The sequence below is a fragment of the Streptomyces sp. NPDC030862 genome (assembly GCF_055571835.1).
This window is the reverse complement of the sequence record NZ_JBVIEN010000003.1, coordinates 531,296-548,734: the sequence shown is the minus strand read 5'-3', so window position 1 is coordinate 548,734 and position 17,439 is coordinate 531,296. Positions and strand designations below refer to the sequence as shown.

Genomic DNA, 17,439 nt, shown 5'->3' with positions numbered 1-17,439 from the left:
CACCTGGCGGGCGACCCGCGCCGGGCGGCCCGGGGTCCCGTGGTGGTGGTCGCGGCGGTATACGGACGGGCGGCAGGCGGTGGCCGTGGCCGGAACCGGCTGTGGGGCCGGTGACGGGTCACCACTCCGCTACGAAGGGATCTGCGAAGAAATGTGTAAAGAAATCCGCGAAGGAGTCTCTAGCACATGCCGGCGGGCAGTCCCGCGCGGAAACGTGGTCGGCGTTCCGCACAGGATCCCGTGAGGGAGCCTTCCGACGAACTGGAGGAGCCCTTCGAGACGTCCGTCAAGGAAGTCCCGGAAAAGGGGGAAACGCTTCTTCGCCCTCCGGTGGCGTCTGCTGGTCGATGAACGATGGATGAAAAAATGACAGCCTCCCCATGCATGGCGCCCCCGTCGACGCCAGCGGCCATATTCAGTAGCCCCCGCTATTACTGACCCCGTTGTGCCGTAGTCCCCCGACTACGGCGTGCTCCCGGACGTTCCGCCGTCCGGTGCGGCCGTGTGGTCGTGGTCGTCGACCGATGCGAGGTTCTGCACCCTGCGGGCCTCTTTCACCATGATGAGCAGGGCGTCCAGGCTCTCCGCGGACAGCCCCTCGGCTCGCAGGGCGAGGTTGCGCACGCGGGAGTCGCGCAGCGCGGTGGCCAGCTTGAGCTGTGAGTTGACGCGTTCGGCCGTCTCCTCGTTGAGGAAGTACTCGGGCGGCACCCCGAAGAACTCGGCCAGCACGTCCAGTTGCTCCAGCGTGACGTTGCGCTTCTTGCCCGTGGCCAGCTCCCAGAGATAGGTGCCGGAGATGGCACCGCCCGTGGTCTCGCGGATCTCCTTGGCCAGCCGGGCGTAGCCCGGTCGTTTGCGCTCGTCCGGATACAGGGCGGCGATCAACTCGTTGAGCCGCTGGTCGAACTTCCGCAGCAGCGGCCGCTCCGACGGCTCAGGGGCCGACCTGCTGCCCACCATGCGCACCTCTCCCTTCCGTTCCGGCCGCTCCCGGACGCCCGCCCGCTTTAGCGGACAACTTTTGCCTGCTCATCAAACAACCATCAACCACTGTTGACAAGTTGAAGTCCTGCCAGCGTACGATCAAGCTCAGCTTCATCCGCTTTAGCGAACAGCACCCCGCCCGGAGACCGCCGGGCGCTCCTGACCCCGGAGGTTCGGCACGATGAAAGCTCTGGTGTTCGAGGCCCCCGAGCGGGCCCTCCTGACCCACCGCGACATACCCGATCCGGCCCCCGGCGAGGCCCTCGTCCGTATCGCCTACAACTCCGTCTGCGGCAGCGACCTCTCCTTCTACAAGGGCGTCTGGCACGGCTTCACCTACCCGGTCGTCCCCGGCCACGAGTGGAGCGGCACGGTCGTCGACGTCAACGGCCCGCGCGGGGCCGACCTCATCGGCCGCAACGTGGTCGGCGACCTCACCTGCTCGTGCGGCACCTGCGCGCACTGCGAGGCCGGCACGCCGACGCTCTGCGAGGACCTCGGGGAACTGGGGTTCACCCGGGACGGCGCCTGCGCCGAGTACATGACCATCCCCGTGGCCAACCTCAGGCCGCTGCCCGACAGCCTGCCGCTGCGCGCCGCCTGCCAGGTCGAACCGCTGGCGGTCGCGCTCAACGCGGTGGACCGGCTCGGGGTCACCGAGGGCGAGAAGGTGGCCGTCATGGGCGCCGGCGGCATCGGGCTGCTGCTGGCGCAAGCGGTGAGGCTGCGCGGGGGCACCGTCACCGCGGTGGCCGAGCCGGTGCCCGAGCGCCGCGCCGCCGCCCTCGCCATGGGCGTGCCCGCCGCGGTGTCCGGCGAACCGGGCGCGCTGGTCGAGCTGACCCGGGCGAACCCCGATGCGGTGCCCGACGTCGTCCTCGACGCGTCCGGTTACCCGACGGCGGTGCAGGAGGCCGTCGAGGCCGTCCGCCCGGGCGGACGCGTCGGCCTGGTCGGCTACCGCATCGAGGAGGCCGCCGTGATGGCCCCGCACCACATCGTGCTCAAGGTGCTCACCGTCCGGGCGTCCATGGGCCCGGGCACCCGCTTCGAAGAGGCCATCGACGTCCTGGCGTCCGGCGCCGTCGACGTGGACGCCCTCCTCAGCCACGAGTTCGCGCTCGACGACTACGCCAAGGCGCTCGACGTGGCGCTGCGCCGCGCCGACGGCAACACCCGCTCGTACTTCAACCTCCAGGCCTGAACGACGCCGCGCCCCCGGCACGGCTTCACCCTCCCGTTCCTCATCCGCACATCCACGGCATGCCCTCAGGAAGGAAGGTCCCATGGTTTCCCGGTTGGCAGTGAAGGGCGGCGACGCGTTACGCACCCGTCCCTGGCCCGCCTGGCCGCAGCCCGCCCCCGGAGTCCACGACGCGGTGGCGGACGTCCTCGGATCGGGCCGGTGGTCGATCAGCGGCCCCTATCGCGGCACGGCCTCCTACGAACGGCGCTTCGCCCGGGCGTTCGCCGAGTATCACGGCGTACCCCACTGTGTGCCCGCCGCGAGCGGCACCGCCAGCCTGATGCTGGCCCTGGAGGCCAGCGGGGTCGGCGCCGGTGACGAGGTGATCGTCCCGGGCCTGTCCTGGGTCGCCTCGGGCTCCACCGTCCTCGGCGTCAACGCCGTCCCCGTCTTCTGCGACGTCGACCCCGACACGCTGTGCATGTCCCCCGAGGCCGTCGAGGCGCTGATCACCGAGCGGACCCGGGCCATCGTGGTGGTCCACCTCTACTCGGCCGTCGCCGACATGGACGCGCTCTCCCGCGTCGCCGAACGCCACGGGCTGCCCCTCATCGAGGACTGCGCCCAGGCGCACGGCGCCACCTACCGGGGGGTCAAGGTCGGCGCGCTCGCCACCGCCGGCACGTTCTCCATGCAGCACAGCAAGGTGCTCACCAGCGGCGAGGGCGGCGCGGTCATCACCCGTGACGCGGACTTCGCCCGCCGCGTCGAACACCTGCGGGCCGACGGCCGCGTCCTGTCCGCCACCCCGCCCGCCCCGGGCTCCATGGAGCTCGTCGAGACCGGCGAGCTGATGGGCAACAACCGCTGCCTGTCCGAGTTCCAGGCCGCGATCCTCACCGAGCAGCTCACGCTCCTCGACGAGCAGAACGAGACGCGCCGCGCCAACGCCGCCCGGCTCGACGCCCTCCTCGGCGACCTCGGCCTGCGTCCCCAGGAGACCTCCGAGGGCACCACCTCCCGCACGTACTACACGTACGCCGCCCGGCTGCCCGAGGGCGTGCTGGAGGACGTCCCCCTCACCAGCGTGACCAGCGCGCTCACCGCCGAACTCGGCTTCCCCGTGCTGCCCTGCTACGCCCCGATCCCGGTCAACAGGCTGTACGCCCCGCAGACCCGCAAGCGGTACACGCTGGGCCTGGACCACGAGGAGCGCATCGACCCCAAGCGGTTCGCGCTGCCGGTGTGCGAGGACGTCGCACGACGGACCGTGACCCTGCACCACGCCGCCCTGCTCGGCGACGCCGACGACATGGGCGACATCGCCGCGGCCTTCGCGAAGGTCCTCCGGCACGGCGCCGAACTGGCGCCTTGACCGCGCCACCGCGCCGCGCGCCCGCACCCGCACCCGCACCCGCACCAACAGCCCCAGCCCCAGCCCCAGCCCCAGCCCCGCGAACCGCCGGAGGATCGGGAAGGATCATGCAGATCACCCCCATCGCGATGGAAGACGCGTCATTCACCTACCGACTGGGCACCGACTGCGCCGAAGACGTCGTCGCACGCCTCGCCGCACTCGGCGCCAGCAGTTACCTGGTGGTGGCGGACACCACCGTGGCCGAGCTCTACGGGCTCGACCTCACCGCCCGCATCGACAAGGAGGCCGGCCCGGCCCATCTCCTCACCCACGAGGTGGGAGAGGTCCACAAGGGCCTCGCCACCGTCGCCGCACTCGCCGAACAGGCCCTCGGGCGCGGTGCGGACCGCCGCGCCGTCGTCGTCGCCCTCGGCGGTGGCGTCACCGGCAACATCGCCGGCCTGCTGGCGTCGCTGCTGTTCCGCGGCATCCGCCTCGTCCACGTACCCACCACCGTGGTCGCCATGCTCGACTCGGTGCTCTCCCTGAAGCAGGCCGTCAACGCCTCCTTCGGCAAGAACCTGATCGGCACCTTCTACCAGCCCGTCGAGGTGCTGGCGGACACCGCGATGCTGCGCACGCTGCCGCCCCGCGAGATCCGGTCCGGGATGGGCGAGGTGGTGAAGAACGCCCTGGCCATCCGGCCGTCCATGCTCGACCGGCTCGCCGGCGCGCTGCGGCCCGACACCCGCTACGACGACGACACGCTGCGCTGGATCATCTCCGAGAGCCTGGCCGCCAAGGCCGACGTCACCCGGAACGACAAGCACGAGCGGGGTTCCGGCCTCGTCCTGGAGTACGGCCACACCGCCGGGCACGCCATCGAGCACGCCTCCCGCGGCGAAGTCGCCCACGGCGCGGGTGTCGCCATCGGCATGACCATCGCGGCCGAGGTCTCCCGCCGCCTCGGCCACGCCGACGCGGACCTCGTCGCCCTGCACCGCGAACTCGTCGCCGCCGCCGGGGTGGAGCCGGCGGTGCCGGACCACGTCGACACCGCGCTGGTCAAGAACTGGCTGGCGTACGACAACAAGCGCGGCTACCTCGACAACGCGCCCGGGCACACCCCGATGGTGCTGCTGTCCGCGCCGGGCCAGGTGCTCCACACGGGCGTCATGCCGCTCGTGCCCGTACCCCTCGCGCTGCTGGAGGAGGTCGTCGACGAGTCGGCCGCCCGCGGCCCGGCCCGCGGCGGGACCGCCGAGCCGGCGGCGGCGTACGCGGGCCCTCCGGCGGCCGGTCACCTTCCGTAACCCCGGCCTCGGCCGGGGCGGCCCGCACCGTCCTGTACCGGTACGGCCACCCACTCTTCGCCAACCGCCGTCCTCTTCCGTGGAGTTCTTCGTGCGTGTGCTGCGGCTCACCCCCTTCTTCCACCACGACTGCGTCACCGCCTGGCCCGCGGAGTTCGACGCCGTCGGGGGCATGCAGGTGCAGATCCTCCGCCTCTCGCGGGAACTGGCCGACCGCGGCGTGGAGCAGCTCGTCATGACCGTCGGCTTTCCGGGCCTGCCCCGGGAGCGGGTCGACCGGCCCGGGCTCAGGGTCCGGGTGACCCGGGCGCCGCTGCCCCGGCTGCGCTCGGAACTGACCGGACTCGTCGGGCTGAACCAGGCGTGGCTCGCCGCGGTCCTGGCGTCCTGCGTGCGGCTGCGCCGCAGCTGGAAGCCCGACCTGGTGCACGTCCACGCGGACGGCCAGCTGTGGGCGCTGCTCGCCGGGCCGCTCGTGTCGCGCATCCTCGGCGCGCCGTACAGCGTCACGCTGCACTGCTCGCGGCTGGCCGTGTACGAGCCGATGTCCCGCGTCGACCGGCTCCAGCACCGGCTGGTGAACGCCGCCGAGCGGTACGCGCTGCGGCACGCCCGCCGGGTGTCGACGCTCACGGAGCGCACCGCGGACACGGTGGCGCGGGCGCTGCCGCTCGACCGCGACCTGGTCGACGTGCTGCCCGACTCGGTCGGCGACGTACGGCCGGTGACGCGGCCGAGGGCCGAGGAGTACGTGCGGTCGCTCGGCGTGCCCGCCGGACGGCCGGTGGTCGGCTTCGTCGGCCGGGTCGCGCACGAGAAGGGGTGGCGGGACTTCGTCTCCATGGCGGAGCGGTGGGACGCCGACTCGGGCGCGCCCGGAGCGGTGTTCCTCGTGGTGGGCGACGGGCCGCAGCGGGAGCGGATGCGGGAGGCCGTCGAGGAGGCGGGGCTCACGGACCGATTCGTGTTCACCGGGTTCCTGCCGCACGACGTCGTGCCGTCCGTGATGACGGCGCTCGACGTCCTCGTCATGCCGTCCGCGCACGAGGAGCTGGGCGGCAGCGCCCTGGAGGCCATGGTGTGCGGAACGCCGGTGGCGGGCTACGCCGTCGGTGGCCTGCGGGACACGGTCGGCTCGGTCACGCCCGCGCTGCTCGTCCCGCGCGGCGACGTGGCGGCGCTGGCCCGCGCCGCCGGCGACGCGGTCGCGGACGCGGACCGGCACCGCACGTCGGTGGCGAAGGCGGTCCCGGACCTGCTGTCCCGGTACGGCGAGGACACCGTCGAGCTGGCGTTGGAGCACTACCGGCGGGCCCTCGGCCGGACGTCCGCGGGAGGTGCCGGGTGGAGGCCATGACGTCGCTGCGGCGCTGTGCCCCCTACCTGCGGCCGCACCGCTGGCTGATGGCGGGGGCGTGCGGCGCGGCCCTCGGGTCGATGCTCGCCGGCCTGGCCATGCCGCTGGTGCTCCAGCAGCTGGTGGACGGTCCGGTCGCGGAGCGGGACTTCGCCGCCCTGCCGTGGTTCATCGGCGGGTTCGCCCTGCTCGGCGTCGTCGAGGCGGTCCTGCTGGGCGCCCGGCGGCTGCTCGTGGTGCGCCCGGCGACCCGGCTGGAGACGGCGATGCGGGCGGACGTGGCATCGCACATCCAGCGGCTTCCGCTGTCGTTCCACGCCCGCTGGCAGTCCGGTCAGCTGCTGTCGAGGACCGTGTCGGACGTGACGGAGATCGGCCGGTTCATCTCGTTCTCGGCCGTGTACCTGGCGGTGAACGTCGCGGCGCTCGTCGTCGGGCTGGTCGTCCTGGCGTGGCTGGCGCCGGTGCTCGCACTGATCGTGTTCCTGGCGTACGCGCCGATGGTGGTGGCCACGACGGTGTTCGAGCAGCGGTTCCGGGTGGTGGCCCGGGCCGCGCAGGAGGTGAGCGGCGACCTGTCCACCACCGTGGAGGAGTCGGTGCTCGGCGTGCGGGTGCTGAAGGTGTTCGGGCGCGGGCCGGAGACGGTGCGCCGGTTCACCGGGCAGGCCCGTCGGCTGCGCGGTCTGGAGCTGCGGAAGCTCTCGTACACGGCGGCACTGTGGTGGATCATCACGGCGCTGCCGGACCTGGCGATCGTGGCGATGATCGGCTACGGCGGCCACAGCGTCGCCACCGGCGCGCTGTCCCTCGGCACGCTGATGGCGGCCGTGACGGTGGCCACCTATCTGCGCTGGCCGGCGGACACGCTGGGCTGGCTGACGGCCGACGCGTCGACGGCGGCCGCCGCGGCCGACCGGTACTGGCAGGTGCGGGACGAGCCGGTGACGGTGACCGACCCGGAGCGGCCGCGCCCCCTGCCCTCACCGGTACGCGGCGAGATACGCCTGGAGGACGTGCACTACGCGCACCCGGGTGGCCGCGCGGCGGCGCTGCGCGGTGTCGACCTGACGATCCGGGCGGGCACCGTGGTGGCCGTGGTCGGGGCGACGGGCTCCGGCAAGAGCACGCTGCTGTCGCTGCTGTCCCGGCTGGACGACCCGACGTCGGGGCGGATCACGCTGGACGGCGTGGACCTGCGCGAACTGGCCCTGGCCGACCTGCGGTCGGCGGTGTGCAGCGCGTTCGACGACCCGGTGCTGTTCTCCGGCACGGTGCGGGCCAACGTCACGCTCGGTACGGACGGCGCGGACGCCGGACAGGGCGGGGACGCCGAGCAGGGGGAACAGGCGGACGCGGCGGTGTGGGACGCGCTGCGCACCGTGCGCGCGGACGGATTCGTCTCGGCGCTGCCCGAGAAGCTGTCCACGGTGATCGGCGAGGAGGGCCTCGGCCTGTCCGGCGGCCAGCGGCAGCGGCTGGCGCTGGCACGGGCGATCCTGCCCGGACCGTCGGTGCTGGTGCTCGACGACGCGCTGTCGGCCCTGGACGTACGGACCGAGCGGGAGGTCGAGGCCGCCCTGCGCGGGGTGCTCGGCGGGGTCACCACGGTCGTCGCCGCACACCGGCCGGGCACGCTGCGCCTGGCCGACCAGGTGGTGTTCCTCTCGGACGGGCGGGTCGCCGCGACGGGCACCCACGAGGAACTGATGGCCCGGGAGCCGGAGTACCGGCTGCTGGTCCGGCCGTCGCTGCCCACGGTGGGCGGACCCGCATGGGTCCCGGCGCCGGACGTGACGTCGGACCCGGCGGAGAAGGGTGAGGTGGAGAACGGCATGGCGGGAAGGGGGCGGACGAGGTGAGCGGCTCCGAGGAGGCGCGGTCCCGGGCCCAGCGGAACGCCCTGCTGCGGATGTTGCTGTGGCCGAAGCGGCGGCGGCTGGCGGCCGCCACGGCGCTGGCCCTGGTGGAGAACGTGTGCGGGCTGGTCCCGCCGCTGCTGATCGCCGCGGCCATCGACCGCGGCGTGCCCGCGGCGGCGGACGGACGGTGGACGCCGCTGATCGGCTTCACGGCCGCCGCGCTCGCCGCCGGGCTGACCACGGCGACGCTCAAGTACTGCTTCCTGCGCTACTCCGGGCGGATCGCCCAGGACCTGCTGTTCGAGCTGCGGCACCGGGCCTTCACCCATGTGATGGGCCAGCCGCTGGCGTTCCACGAGTCGTACCCGTCGGGCCGGGTCGTCGCCCGGCTGTCCAGTGACGTGGAGTCGGTCGAGGAGATGCTGGAGATGGGCCTGGACGGGCTGTTCTCCGCGCTGTTCTCGATGGTCGGCATCCTCACCGTGATGCTCTGGCTGGACCAGCCGATGGCCGCGGTGGTCATCGCGCTGTTCGTCCCGCTGTACGCGCTGACGCGCTGGTTCCGGCACCGGTCGCGGCGCGCCTACCGCCGCACCCGGACGGCCGTGGAGGGCGTCGTGCAGCACACGGTGGAGGCGTACAACGGCATCAGGGCCGTGCAGGCGTTCCGCCGCGAGGAGGCCAACGCGGAGCGGCTGCGCGGGCTGGACGCCGGGTACGCGGTGGCGCGGGCGGAGGCCGGCTGGGTGAGCGCCATGTTCAGCGGCGGCGTGAAGCTCATCGGCAACCTGTCGCTGGTGGGGCTGCTGACCCTGGGGGTGCTCCGCATCGACCAGGGCCACCTGGCCCTGGGCACGCTCACGGCGTTCCTGCTGTACGTGCACCGGCTGTACGACCCGATCGACGAGCTCGCGAGCTTCGCCAACGCGTTCTCGGCGGCCTCGGCCGGTCTGGAGAAGATCGGCGCGCTGTTCGTGCGCCATCCGGCGGTGGCCGAGCCGGAGCGGCCGGCGGCACTGCCCTCCGCCCCGCCGGGCGGCCGGGGCGCCGTGCGGTTCGAGGGCGTCCACTTCCGTTACGGCCGGGAGGGCAGGCCCGTCCTGTCGGGTGTCGACCTGGCGCTCGAACCGGGCCGTACGGTCGCCCTGGTGGGCACGACCGGCGCCGGGAAGTCCACCATCGCCAAGCTGGTGGCCCGGCTCTACGACCCCACCGCCGGGCGGGTCACGCTGGACGGGGTAGACCTGCGGGAGCTGGCCGACGCCGAACTGCGCGGCGCCGTCTCGATGATCACCCAGGAGTCGTTCCTGTTCTCCGGGTCGGTGGCCGAGAACATCGCGCTGGGCCGGCCGGACGCGTCGCGGGCCGAGATCCGCGCCGCGGCGGAGGCGGTGGGCGCGCACGGCTTCATCGGCGCGCTGCCCGACGGCTACGACACCGACGTGCACAAGCGGGGCACGGGCCTGTCGGCCGGCCAGCGGCAGCTGATCGCCATGGCGCGGGTGATGCTGGCCTCGCCCCGCGTGCTGATCCTCGACGAGGCGACGTCCAGCATGGACACCGCGTCGGAGCGGGCCGTGCACGAGGCGTTGACCCGGGTCCTCGCGGGTCGCACCGCGGTGATCATCGCGCACCGGCTGTCCACGGTCGCCGTCGCCGACCGCGTCCTGGTCATTGAGGACGGGGCGGTGGTGGAGGACGGGCCACCGGCGCGGCTGCTGGAGACGGGCGGACGGTTCGCCGACATGCAGCAGGGATGGCTGGCCGCCACGACGGCGTGACGCCGGACACGTACCCCCGGTCGTGAGCGGCCCGGGCGGTGCGCGCACCGATCCCCCTGAGGCGCGCGCACCGCTCTTCCCACCCCCTCTGCCCTCGCCCTCCCCCCACACAGTCACTTCACCTTCGACGAAAGGCACACGATGAAGCGCCTTCGGGGCACCCTGCCCTCGGACGCCCGGCACGCATGGCACCCCGAGCCGCTGGGACCCGCGCACCGCGACGGGTGGGATTCCCGGGACGACGACCGGATCTGGGACGTCGTCGTGATCGGCAGCGGCGCCAGCGGGTCGGTGGCCGCCGACCGGCTCGTCCGGCAGGGGCTGGACGTCCTGATGATCGAGGAGGGCTTCCGGCTCTCCCCCGGCCTCGGCAACCCCGAGCTGGACGACATGTGCCGCACGGCGCTGGCCCGCGACGGCGACGGCGGCTGGACCGACGAGGGCTGGCCGTGGACGACGTCCAACCTGGGCGGCGGCACGGTCTTCTACGGCGGCGCCTCCTGGCGCTACCAGCCGTTCGACTTCGACCCGAGCGAGCTGATCGACGCCGGTGACCTCGATGTGCGCTGGCCGTACGGACTCGCCGAACTCGCCCCGTACTACGACGTGCTGGAGCGGCGGCTCGGGGTGTGCGGCGGCCAGGAGGGGGAGGGCAGCCGTGGCCCCGCGCATCCGCCGACGGCCGCGGCCGAGGTGCTGTACGAGGCGGGCACCGCGCTCGGCTACGAGCCCTTCCCCACCCCGCTGGCCATCAACCGGCACGCCCACGGCGGACGTTCGGCGTGCGCCCGGGACTCGCTGTGCGTGAGCCACCAGTGCTCCACGGGCGCCAAGGGGGACGCCGTCGCGGTGTTCCTCACGCCGCTCGCCGGCCACCCGAACTTCAGCTTGCGCACCGGGATGCGGGCGCTGCGTCTGGACCAGGACCGCCCGGACGCGGTCACGTCGGTGACCTGCCTGGACCGGCTGAGCCGCACCACGCACCGGATCCGCGCCCGGTCGTTCGTCGTCGCGTGCAACGCGATCCAGAGCGCCGCGCTGCTGCTGCGGTCCCGCGGCGGGCACGCCCCGGAGGGGGTGGGGAACCACTCCGGCCTGGTGGGCCGCGGGCTGACGATGAAGCTCAGCGAGTACGTGAGCGGTGTGGTCGAGGCCCCGGACGCGACGACGCTCGCCGACTGGCGCGCCCACTCCGGCCCGTTCTCCACGATCGCGTTCCTCGACCACTACCTGGACGCGGACTGCCCCACGGGCGTCGGCGGAATGATCTACGAGTCGAAGAACGACATGCCCGAGCGCATCCGGCACGACGCGCTGGAGCTGCGCATCGAGACGATCCTCGCCGACCACCCGAACCTGGACAACCGGGTGCGGTTGTCCCCCCACGTCGACGAGGACGGCGTACCGGCCGTCGTCATCGACTACACGGCCGACCCGCGCGACCTGCGCCGCCTCGCGTACATGACCGACATGTGCGAGCGGCTGCTGCGGCAGGCGGGCGCGACCGGCATCCAGCACGAGGAGAGCGGCTTCGCGCAGGGCAGCTGCCACCTGCACGGCACGTGCCGGGCCGGCGACGACCCGGCCACGTCGGTGGTGGACGGCTGGGGCCGCGTCCACTCGGCGCCCAACGTGTACGTCGCCGACGGCAGCTTCATGCCGTACCCGGGTGGCCTCAACCCCACCCTCACCATCCAGGCCCACGCGCTGCGCAGCGCCAAGGCGGTGGCCGGCGACCTCGTGTCGCGCCACGCCGTGCACGTCTGAGTCCCGGCGCCGCGCACCGCACCCCACCGCACCATCCCGACCCCCAACAAGGAGAACCGCCATGGCATCCGACATCGCGTGGCCGCCGCCGGTGCGGCAGGTCCGTGCCTACCGCAACATCGTCGTGGACGGCGCCTGCAACATCCGGTGCACCTACTGCGAGATCAAGAAGACCAAGGTGGACCAGCCCGCCACCATCCGCTCGCTGGACCGGATCTTCGCCGAGTACGAGCCGGACGCGGCGCTGTTCCGGGTGGAGTCCGACGGCGAGATCACCCTCTACCCGAAGATCGTCGACCACCTCCAGAAGCGGGCCGCCGAGGGCTACCGCATCGAGGTGCTGAGCAACGGCACCAAACTCCCCAGGGCCCTGGAGGGCCGCCCCGACCTGCTGTGGGTGTTCTCCGTCGACGGGCACACCGAGGCGATGAACTCCAAGCGCGGCCTGAAGCAGGAGCAGATCGACCGCATCCTCGACGCCGCCGTCGAGCTGAAGGCGGAGCTCCAGACCGTGTACTGGGGCCAGTCGGTCGAGGAGGTCAACGAGTACATCGACCTGCTGAAGTCCCGTGGGTACCAGGGCCTGCTGCACTTCATGCCGCTGCTGGCGTTCAAGGGGCAGCCGCTCACGGTGAACCTGCGCTACCAGGACCTGCACCCGGCGGACTTCCTGGCGCCGCCGGAGTACTTCCGCCGCTGGAACCACATCTTCGAGACCGGCAAGCGCGACGCCGTCTGCGACCAGATCACCAACGGCTACAACTACCAGGTCTCCGGCGACGAGATCCGGATGGTCAAGTGCGACTGCTACTCGGTGCCGAAGCACCTGGTGCACGGCTTCGGCCCGATCCGGGAGTTCGACGACTGGCCGTGCGGCACCTGCATCGCCAACCAGGAGTTCAACAACTCGCGCGAGCGGATGCGCGTCCCGCAGGGCCGGATCCCGCTGCCGATCGTATGACGGCGGTCCAGCGGTTCCTGCTGGTCCGGCACGCCGAGGCGAGCCTGAACGTGCTGCGCGACGACGACGTCCTGCCGGGCTTCGACCCGCATGCCGGACTCACGCCGCTCGGTGAACGGCAGGCCCGTGCCCTCGCCGACCACCTCCCCCGGGACCCGGCGGTCCGCCCGCCGGGTCCCGGTCCGGCGCCCGGGCCGCCGGTGCTGCTGTACTCCAGCCCGCAGCGGCGGGCCGCCCGCACCGCGGAGGTGCTGGGCGCCGCCCTGGGCGTACCCGTGGTGGCGGACGGCCGGCTGGCGGAGCTGCGGGCGCCGGAGGTCTTCCCCCGGGCCCTGACGGTCCGGGAGTGGGACGCCGTGCTGGAGGACCGGCTGCGGCGCCCGGCGGCCGAGGTGTCGGGCGTGGAGAGCTGGGTGGCGCAGCGGCGGCGCGTACGGGAGTTCCTGGACGCCCGCTGTCCGGTCGGCGGGGACGGCGCACGGTGGGTGCTCGTGTCGCACTCCGAGACGCTGCAGGCCGTGCTCTTCGAGCTGCTGGGGCTGGACGACACCCTGCTGCACCGCACCCGCTTCAAGATCAGCAACACCGGTGTGTTCATCGTGGACAGAACGGAGGACGGATGCGCTTCCCTGGTGGTGGCGAACAGCAAGACGCACCTGGCCAGGACGGCATGACCCGCATGCTCGTCCTGAAGTGCCTCAGTGACGAGACCGGCGACGACGCCGGGGACATCGTCGCCCAGGGGTTCGTGGATGTGGACGACCGCGAGTTCGTCAACATCCTCAACCGGCTGGAGGGCTACTTCGACTGCACGCTGTGGATGCGGTCGCAGCCGACGCGCCGGTTCGTGGTGCACGACCTGGTGGAGCGGGTGACGGCGGCGACCGCCCCGGGCCGCCCGTCGGAGGTGCGCCATGGCTGAGGCGCCCGCCGGGCGGGCCCTGTTCGAGATCTACGACGAGGGCTTCGACTCACCGTCGTGGGGCGGCGTGGAGACCGCCCTGTGGCATCTGGTGCGGTCGCTGCGCGAGGCGGGGGTCGAGGCGGACTTCTACCGCGCGTCGGAGGGCGCCGACCTGGAGGCGCTGGCCGCGCGCGTGGAGCACGACCGGGTGGACGCGGTCTTCCCCCTGGTGGAGAGCGAGCTGTTCGAGGGGGCGGCGTGGCGGCGGCTGCCGGAGCTGCACGCCCGCACCGTACGGATCTGGCACGACGTCAGCCGCCTGTCGGCCGACCTGTCGGAGCCTCCGCCGTGTCCGGTGCACGCGGCGGCCCCCGCGGTGCCGGGGGCGCCGGTCGCGGACGGGTGCCCGGCGCGGGGCGCGCACCCCGACGGGCCGATGCGCGAGGTGTTCCTGCGGGAGCTGCCCTGGACGCGCTGCTTCCCGCACCGGTCGGTGATCCCCTGGGCCGCCGACCACGTGCCGGCGAAGGACCTGTACGACCCGTCGGGGCCCGTGGTGCTCCAGCTCGGCAAGATCGACACGGCGGACGCGGACCGCTGCCTGCGCCGGCTCACCGGAGCCGGGGTGCCGCTGCGGGTCATCTTCGCCACCTGGTCGCGCCGGGGCCGGGAGGCCCGCGAGCTGGTGCGCGCCCACCAGGGCGCGGGCCGGCCGATCGAGGTGCTGGACGCCTACGACATCCGGACCGACTGGGAGCGGGTCTTCGGCGGTGCGGCGCTGTTCCTGCTGCCGTCGGTGTTCCACGAGACCTTCAACTTCGCGGCGGCGGAGGCCGTCCAGCTGGGCGTGCCGGTGGCGACCCTCGGCGAGGGCGGCAACCTGCCCCGGTTCGCGTCGCTGCGCGCCCCGACGCTGGACGGCCTGCTGGACCGCGTCCTGGCGGGCGGGCGGAGGCCCGGGCCGAAGCCGCGCCCGACGACCGGCTGGCGTGAGGTGGCCGCCCGGTACGCCGGGGTCATCCGCGGGGAGCGGGCCGGGCAGGAGGAGGACCACGATGGGTGAGCCCACGTGGGACCTGCCCGAGGAGCCCGGCCGGGCCGTGACGGAGCGGCTGCGGCAGGGGCGGACGCTGCTCGTCTCGCCGCACCCGGACGACGTGGCGTACTCGTGCGGTGGGCTCCTGGCCGCGGTGGGCCGCCCCGCCCACGCGACGCTCCTGACGGTGTTCACACGGTCCGCGTGGGCGCTGCCGAAGCGGCTGCGGCGGGCCGGGACGCGCGTGATCAGTGAGCGGCGCCGCGAGGAGGAGCTGCGCTACTGCCGGCTGCGCGGCCTGGCGGACTACCGGCCGCTCGGCTTCGACGACGCCGGTCTGCGCGGCTACGACGACGAGACCGAGGTGTCGTCACCGGCCGAGGCGGACGGGGTGCGCGGCGCGGTGGAGGCGGCCGTCGCCGACGCGGTGCGCACGTCGGGCGCCGACACCGTGCTGGCCCCGGCCGCGGTCGGCGGGCACGTCGACCACCTCCTGGTGCACGGCGCGGTGCGTGGCGCGGTGGCGGACGGCGGGCCGCTGGTCCTGTTCTACGAGGACCTGCCCTACGCGGGCCAGCACGACCTCGCGGACGTCGATCGGACGCTGCGGCACGAGCGCGGTCTGGTGCCCTTCGCGGACGTCGACATCTCGGGTGTCGTGGAGCAGAAGGTGCGCGGCATGTACGTGTACGGCAGCCAGACGGACGACGAGTGCGTACGCGAGACGCTGCGGCACGCGCGGCGCGGCCTCGCGGGCACGCGCTCCCGGCCCGACGGGACCGGCCCGGGCTCCACGGCGGGCGGCCCGGGCCCCACGGCGGGCGGCCGGATCGCGCCGCACACCGAGCGGGTCTGGATGGCCGCCCCGGCGAGGGCCCGGTGAGGGCCCCCGCCGGGGGCGGGCGTCACGGCTCAGTCCAGGCCGGCGACGTACCGGGCCTGCGCGGCCAGTTCGGTCCGGACGCGGTCGGCGGTGGCTCCGGTGAGGACCGGGCAGCGCCGCAGCCAGGTCTTGACGTTCCAGTACAGCGCCTCGCCGGCCAGCCGCAGACCGGCGTCGAACGCCCGGGTGTCGCCCGTGGCGGCGCCGACGGCCTCCCGCAGCAGGTCACGGTGGGCGGCGTCGAGCCGGTTCTCGACGATGAAGGAGGCGATCTCGCTCTCCAGGCAGCCGCCTCCGCCCCAGATCCAGTCCAGGCCGAACCGCCGCAGGGAGGAGCCGCGCAGGGCGGGGCCGTCGTCGCCGCCGGCCCCGCCTTCCCCGTGCCCGGCGCCGGCGAGCTGCCAGTGCCAGTACCCGTGGCCGTACGGCAGCGGGGTGCGGAACAGGACGCCGTCGACGCCCCCGAGGGGCACCCGCTCCGGCAGGTACCGGGCCGTCCAGGCGCCGTCGACGGGCAGGGGCCGGCCCATGCGGTCGCGCAGCCGCCGCAGCGCCCCGTCGAGCCGGGCCCGCGGGTCGTACACGGCGTGGTCGCCCGGGCGGCCGAGCTCGCCGACGCGGCGCAGCGCGGCCCAGGACTCGGCGACCTCGCGGAGCACCCGCCGCCGCTCCGGCCCGGTCAGCGTCGGCAGGGCCTCGCGCAGCGGGCGCAGCCCGTTCTCGTGGCGCGTCACCAGGTAGCCGTCGGCGAAGAGGTGGCCGGGCGGGAGCAGATCCCCCAGCTCCTGCAGGGCGCGGTGGCACTGCCGGCCGTGCGGGCCGGTGCCGATGAACCGGAAGTGGTACGCCTCCGCTTCCGTCTCCTCCCCCGCGTCGGTTCCGGCACCGGAGGCGGCTCCGTTGACGAGTGTGAAGGGCCGGTTGCGCGGATCGATGCGGCGGGGTCCGCCGCTCGCCGCCGTGGGGGCGGTGCCACCGGCCGTCCCGTACTCCGCGACGAACGGGCCCCGGAAGGGCTCGGCGCGGTGGGCGGCGCCGGCCGCGAGGGGCACACCCGCCGCCCGGGCGCGGGCGACGAGCGCGGCGGTGTCACCGGCGTCGGCGAGCTGCCAGAGGCGTGCCTCCGTGCGGACGACCGGCCGTTCGGACAGCAGGCGCACGGCCGGGCCGCTCAGGTCGTACAGCCGTCCCGGCGCGGCCAGGACGACGTCCCGCACGCCGGGGAGGCGCCGTACCAGCCGGTCGCGTACGGCGATCGCGGTGGCGCCGGTGTCCGGCTGGTCGTCCACCAGGACGAGCGTCGTGCCGGGCGGCAGTTCCCGCGGCAGCGCGGCGAGTTCGGAAGCCGGCAGGGTGATGCCGGCGGCGCCGCGCACGGGGCGGACGCTGTGCCAGGGGCCCGCCGAGCAGCCGGTGTCCTCGGCGGCGGCCTGCCAGAAGGGCGCCAGGTACGAGCCTCCGGTGCGGATGCCCACGACCAGCACGGGCCCGTGCGCGGACCGGGCCGTGAGGTGTTCGGTGGCCTGGCCGAAGCAGAGTTCGGGGTCGGCCAGGTCGTAGCCGTAGCACTCCGGGGTCTTCCAGTCGGCGGCGTGGCGCAGCAGCGCGGCGGTCGACTCGTCCGTCCCGGCCGCCGCGGAGCGCCACAGCGCGTCGGTCGTGGCGGTGGCCAGGCCGAGGGCCTCCTCCACGGCCGCGATCCGCTGCTCCGCGTCGCCGGAGGGTGCGGCCGGACCGGCGGCCATGTCGCGGGCGAGCTCGGTGCACAGGGCCCGCAACCGGTCGGCGGCCCGCGCGAGCCGGGTGGCCGTCGGAGTCCCGTCCGGGTCGGCCCCGGCCGCCCGGTGCGCCGCGGCGGCGTCGGCGAGCAGTTGCTCGGCGAAGCAGGCGCAGGCGTGCAGGGCGGCCGTGCCGCCGTCCCGCCGGGCCGCGTCCACGAAAGCACGGTGCAGGGCTGGCATCGCCACGCCGGTCGTCACCACGTCCATTCCTCCAGGGTTCACAGTCACCGGTTCCGGCACGTTCTCGCCCGGATCCCGTGCACA

General features: G+C 73.9%; 14 protein-coding genes. 12 read left to right on the top strand and 2 right to left on the bottom strand.

The annotated features are described in order from the left end of the window. Positions 1-462: 462 nt before the first annotated feature. Positions 463-963, bottom strand: coding sequence for a hypothetical protein (locus tag ACZ42X_RS10525; RefSeq protein ID WP_468286712.1), 501 nt, complete (start codon positions 961-963; stop codon positions 463-465). Between the two features lie 205 nt (positions 964-1,168). Between ACZ42X_RS10525 and neoA the strand changes: the two genes are divergently transcribed. From neoA to ACZ42X_RS10465, 12 genes are all read left to right on the top strand, one after another. Continuing rightward, positions 1,169-2,191, top strand: coding sequence for a 2-deoxy-scyllo-inosamine dehydrogenase (gene neoA / locus ACZ42X_RS10520; RefSeq protein ID WP_468286710.1), 1,023 nt, complete (start codon positions 1,169-1,171; stop codon positions 2,189-2,191). Positions 2,192-2,273: 82 nt separating this feature from the next. Then, on the top strand, positions 2,274-3,548 hold the full coding sequence (locus ACZ42X_RS10515; RefSeq protein ID WP_468286707.1) for a DegT/DnrJ/EryC1/StrS aminotransferase family protein: 1,275 nt from the start codon (positions 2,274-2,276) through the stop codon (positions 3,546-3,548). A gap of 107 nt (positions 3,549-3,655) precedes the next feature. Then, positions 3,656-4,843, top strand: coding sequence for a 2-deoxy-scyllo-inosose synthase (locus ACZ42X_RS10510; protein ID WP_468286704.1), 1,188 nt, complete (start codon positions 3,656-3,658; stop codon positions 4,841-4,843). A gap of 91 nt (positions 4,844-4,934) precedes the next feature. Then, the gene (locus ACZ42X_RS10505) at positions 4,935-6,200 is read left to right on the top strand and encodes a glycosyltransferase family 4 protein (RefSeq protein WP_468286701.1); all 1,266 of its coding nucleotides are present in this window, start codon (positions 4,935-4,937) and stop codon (positions 6,198-6,200) included. Continuing rightward, the gene (locus tag ACZ42X_RS10500; RefSeq protein WP_468286698.1) at positions 6,197-8,062 is read left to right on the top strand and encodes an ABC transporter ATP-binding protein; all 1,866 of its coding nucleotides are present in this window, start codon (positions 6,197-6,199) and stop codon (positions 8,060-8,062) included. The genes ACZ42X_RS10505 and ACZ42X_RS10500 overlap by 4 nt, the downstream gene beginning before the upstream one ends. Beyond that, complete coding sequence (locus ACZ42X_RS10495; protein ID WP_468286696.1) at positions 8,059-9,843, top strand: ABC transporter ATP-binding protein; 1,785 nt, start codon at positions 8,059-8,061, stop codon at positions 9,841-9,843. Before ACZ42X_RS10500 ends, ACZ42X_RS10495 begins: the two co-directional genes overlap by 4 nt. A gap of 141 nt (positions 9,844-9,984) precedes the next feature. Continuing rightward, the gene (locus ACZ42X_RS10490; protein ID WP_468286693.1) at positions 9,985-11,610 is read left to right on the top strand and encodes a GMC family oxidoreductase; all 1,626 of its coding nucleotides are present in this window, start codon (positions 9,985-9,987) and stop codon (positions 11,608-11,610) included. Between the two features lie 61 nt (positions 11,611-11,671). After that, positions 11,672-12,571 (top strand): radical SAM family protein, encoded by a 900-nt coding sequence (locus ACZ42X_RS10485; protein WP_361426288.1) that lies wholly within the window; start codon positions 11,672-11,674, stop codon positions 12,569-12,571. After that, the gene (locus tag ACZ42X_RS10480; RefSeq protein ID WP_468286689.1) at positions 12,568-13,245 is read left to right on the top strand and encodes a histidine phosphatase family protein; all 678 of its coding nucleotides are present in this window, start codon (positions 12,568-12,570) and stop codon (positions 13,243-13,245) included. Before ACZ42X_RS10485 ends, ACZ42X_RS10480 begins: the two co-directional genes overlap by 4 nt. Beyond that, positions 13,242-13,493 carry a DUF6137 domain-containing protein gene (locus ACZ42X_RS10475; RefSeq protein ID WP_468286686.1) on the top strand — a complete coding sequence of 84 codons (252 nt, stop codon included), beginning with the start codon at positions 13,242-13,244 and terminating at the stop codon, positions 13,491-13,493. Before ACZ42X_RS10480 ends, ACZ42X_RS10475 begins: the two co-directional genes overlap by 4 nt. Beyond that, positions 13,486-14,538 (top strand): glycosyltransferase family protein, encoded by a 1,053-nt coding sequence (locus ACZ42X_RS10470; protein WP_468286684.1) that lies wholly within the window; start codon positions 13,486-13,488, stop codon positions 14,536-14,538. Before ACZ42X_RS10475 ends, ACZ42X_RS10470 begins: the two co-directional genes overlap by 8 nt. After that, positions 14,531-15,394, top strand: a complete 864-nt coding sequence (locus ACZ42X_RS10465; protein ID WP_468286681.1) for a PIG-L deacetylase family protein — start codon at positions 14,531-14,533, stop codon at positions 15,392-15,394. The genes ACZ42X_RS10470 and ACZ42X_RS10465 overlap by 8 nt, the downstream gene beginning before the upstream one ends. Positions 15,395-15,423: 29 nt before the next feature. Here ACZ42X_RS10465 and ACZ42X_RS10460 read toward each other — a convergent pair whose 3' ends face one another. After that, on the bottom strand, positions 15,424-17,382 hold the full coding sequence (locus ACZ42X_RS10460; protein WP_468286678.1) for a phosphoribosyltransferase: 1,959 nt from the start codon (positions 17,380-17,382) through the stop codon (positions 15,424-15,426). Positions 17,383-17,439 lie beyond the last annotated feature (57 nt).

Excerpts from the sequence above, each read along its gene's own strand:
- ACZ42X_RS10525 (WP_468286712.1), bottom strand. The coding sequence starts at position 963 with ATGGTGGGCAGCAGGTCGGCCCCTGAGCCGTCGGAGCGGCCGCTGCTG.
- neoA (WP_468286710.1), top strand. The coding sequence starts at position 1,169 with ATGAAAGCTCTGGTGTTCGAGGCCCCCGAGCGGGCCCTCCTGACCCAC.
- ACZ42X_RS10515 (WP_468286707.1), top strand. The coding sequence starts at position 2,274 with ATGGTTTCCCGGTTGGCAGTGAAGGGCGGCGACGCGTTACGCACCCGT.
- ACZ42X_RS10510 (WP_468286704.1), top strand. The coding sequence starts at position 3,656 with ATGCAGATCACCCCCATCGCGATGGAAGACGCGTCATTCACCTACCGA.
- ACZ42X_RS10500 (WP_468286698.1), top strand. The coding sequence starts at position 6,197 with ATGACGTCGCTGCGGCGCTGTGCCCCCTACCTGCGGCCGCACCGCTGG.
- ACZ42X_RS10490 (WP_468286693.1), top strand. The coding sequence starts at position 9,985 with ATGAAGCGCCTTCGGGGCACCCTGCCCTCGGACGCCCGGCACGCATGG.
- ACZ42X_RS10485 (WP_361426288.1), top strand. The coding sequence starts at position 11,672 with ATGGCATCCGACATCGCGTGGCCGCCGCCGGTGCGGCAGGTCCGTGCC.
- ACZ42X_RS10480 (WP_468286689.1), top strand. The coding sequence starts at position 12,568 with ATGACGGCGGTCCAGCGGTTCCTGCTGGTCCGGCACGCCGAGGCGAGC.
- ACZ42X_RS10475 (WP_468286686.1), top strand. The coding sequence starts at position 13,242 with ATGACCCGCATGCTCGTCCTGAAGTGCCTCAGTGACGAGACCGGCGAC.
- ACZ42X_RS10470 (WP_468286684.1), top strand. The coding sequence starts at position 13,486 with ATGGCTGAGGCGCCCGCCGGGCGGGCCCTGTTCGAGATCTACGACGAG.
- ACZ42X_RS10465 (WP_468286681.1), top strand. The coding sequence starts at position 14,531 with ATGGGTGAGCCCACGTGGGACCTGCCCGAGGAGCCCGGCCGGGCCGTG.
- ACZ42X_RS10460 (WP_468286678.1), bottom strand. The coding sequence starts at position 17,382 with ATGGACGTGGTGACGACCGGCGTGGCGATGCCAGCCCTGCACCGTGCT.